Origin of the sequence: Lysinibacillus telephonicus (genome assembly GCF_003966145.1) — a bacterium.
GTDB classification, from domain to species: domain Bacteria; phylum Bacillota; class Bacilli; order Bacillales_A; family Planococcaceae; genus Ureibacillus; species Ureibacillus telephonicus.
The window spans coordinates 1-2,456 of the sequence record NZ_RXNR01000135.1 but is presented as its reverse complement, the minus strand read 5'-3'; the positions used below and the strand labels follow the sequence as shown (position 1 = coordinate 2,456).

General features: G+C 35.2%; 2 protein-coding genes. Both read left to right on the top strand.

The window, feature by feature from the left end:
* Nucleotides 1–109: 109 nt before the first annotated feature.
* On the top strand, nt 110–1,654 hold the full coding sequence (istA, locus tag EKG35_RS20465) for an IS21 family transposase (RefSeq protein WP_126296394.1): 1,545 nt from the start codon (nt 110–112) through the stop codon (nt 1,652–1,654).
* The gene (gene istB, locus EKG35_RS20460) at nt 1,654–2,406 is read left to right on the top strand and encodes an IS21-like element helper ATPase IstB (RefSeq protein ID WP_126296393.1); all 753 of its coding nucleotides are present in this window, start codon (nt 1,654–1,656) and stop codon (nt 2,404–2,406) included. The genes istA and istB overlap by 1 nt, the downstream gene beginning before the upstream one ends.
* The last annotated feature ends 50 nt before the right edge of the window (nt 2,407–2,456 follow it).

Sequence of the window (2,456 nt, the reverse complement as noted above, 5' to 3'; positions counted from 1 at the left end):
TGTATTTGATAAGCTAAAACTGAGCCACCATAGCAATTGAAAAGTGAGCCACTTTTATATGAAAATAATCCTAACTTTTTAGAGTTAGGAGCGTATAGAGGTGATTTCATTGGAAAAGAAACAGAAAGTGCTGCTTGCCTTTCATCAAGAAAATAAGAGTCAACGTCAAATTGCAAAGGAGTTTGGGATTTCTCGTAATACTGTAAAAAAATATATCCAAGAGGATCTTGAGAAAAGAAAGCATGATATTCGGGAACTACCTATTACTGATAACTATGTAACGCCTCCGTCGTATAAAAAACGGAAAGGAAATAAACGTTCTTTAACACCAAGCGTGATGAAGCGTATTAGAAAAATGTTAAAGGACAACGAATACAAACGACAACATCAAATGCATAAGCAACAACTAAAAATCATTGATATTCATGAAAAGTTACTAGATGAGGGATTTGAAATTAGTTATAGCACTGTCAGAAACTTTGTAAATAGTGAGGAGAAACGTCACAAAGAAGTCTTTATTCGTCAAAAGGCAACTGCTGGTCATGAGATTGAATTTGACTGGGGGGAAGTAAAATTATTCATTGATCAAACATTACGTTCTTTTTCAATGGCGGTCTTCACCCTACCATATAGTAATGATCGATTTGCCTATTTATATGAATCCGAAACAATGGTTTGTGTACAAGATGCCCATGTAAAGTGTATTAACTATTTAGGCTATGTACCAGAGGTATTTACATACGATAATATGCGAACTGTTGTAAAAAACTTTATTGGAACTGAGCGTGAGATTACCGATGGTATGAAAAATCTATCGATGCATTATCATTTTAAAATACGACTATGTGAACCAAGAAAAGGAAATCAGAAGGGGCATGTGGAGCGGAGTGTAGAATACATCCGTCGGAAAGCATTTGCCCATCGAGATACGTTTACAAGTATAGAAGAAGCTCAGGCCTATCTAACAGAAATCATCATGAAATTAAACTCTCGTAAACATTATAAGAAAAACCAAACGCACCATGAATTAATGCTAGAAGAACGTGCAGCTCGGCAAGTAAGTGCAAATATTATTCCATTTGATGCATCTGAGTTGTTTGAATTTAGAGTAGACAAATACAGCACAATTACTTATAGACAAAATCGTTATTCTGTTCCAGAAGGACATGTTGGAGAATGGGTCAAAGTAAAAGCTAGTGCAGAAAAAATACTTATTTTTAGTGAGGAAGCGTGTATTGCGAAGCATAGGCGAAGTTGGCAGAACCATCAATGGATAATGGATATTTATCATTATTTACACACATTTAAACAGAAAAAAGGTGCATTGGCTCAAAGTGAATGTTTGAGTCAAGCACCAACAAAAATAAAAAATCTATACAGAGATTATTATAGGGGAAATGAACGAGAATTTCTAGAGTTACTTATCTATCTAAAAGAACATAACAATCTAAAAAAAGTTTTAGCAGCGATTGAACAACTTGAGAAGAACCCTATGGTTCAAATTACAACAGAGAAGATTATTTTCTTAGCTAATCAAGGCGAACACATTCATAAAACTGGACATTCCAAAAATGAAGTCACCACCCAATCACTTGAAAATCTTTCAGCCATTACGGCATTATTTGAAACGAAAAAGACAGGGGTGCTTCATTAATGGATAAGCGACAAGAAATGATTGAAATGTGTAAAGAACTTCGACTACCAAGTATTCGGGCATTTATTCAAGAAGATGATATGTGGAAACAACATCAGACAGCAGAGGACTTTTTATATCACGCACTGGTGCAAGAGATGCAAGATCGAGAAGTGCGAGCAAAAGCGAACCGGATTCGTTCGGCGAATTTCCCAGAAAAGAAACTATTAACTGAATTAGAGACTGAGAGATTACCGCAAAATGCGGCCTCTCGCCTTCCACATTTAAAGAAATTAGATTTTATTCAAGAAAAACAAAACGTCTTATTAATTGGATCACCAGGTACAGGTAAAACGCATATAGCGATTGGTTTAGGAATAGAAGCTTGTTTAGCTGGGTATAAGGTGTATTTTACAACCGTATCAGCCCTTGTAAATCAATTAAAAGAGAGCCGTTCTGAAAGAACGTTACGTTCATTTGAATTAAGATTTGAAAAGTATGATTTAGTAATAATCGACGAACTTGGTTATATTTCGTTTGATAAAGAAGGAGCTGAATTATTATTTACACATCTTTCACTTAGAGCAGGACGAGCATCAACCATTGTAACAAGTAATTTATCATTTGATCGCTGGGAAGAAGTATTTCATGATCCCGTTTTAACAGCAGCTTTAACAGACCGACTAACACATAGAGCCTACATGGTAGACATGATTGGCCCGTCTTATCGAATATTAGATACAAAAGAATGGATGGAAAATAGTCAGGTTTAGTGGCTCAGTTTTTAATTAATAAATGGCTCAATTTTTACTTGCGAAATACA

Coding starts and splice junctions, on each gene's coding strand:
- istB (WP_126296393.1), top strand. CDS start 1,654: ATGGATAAGCGACAAGAAATGATTGAAATGTGTAAAGAACTTCGACTA.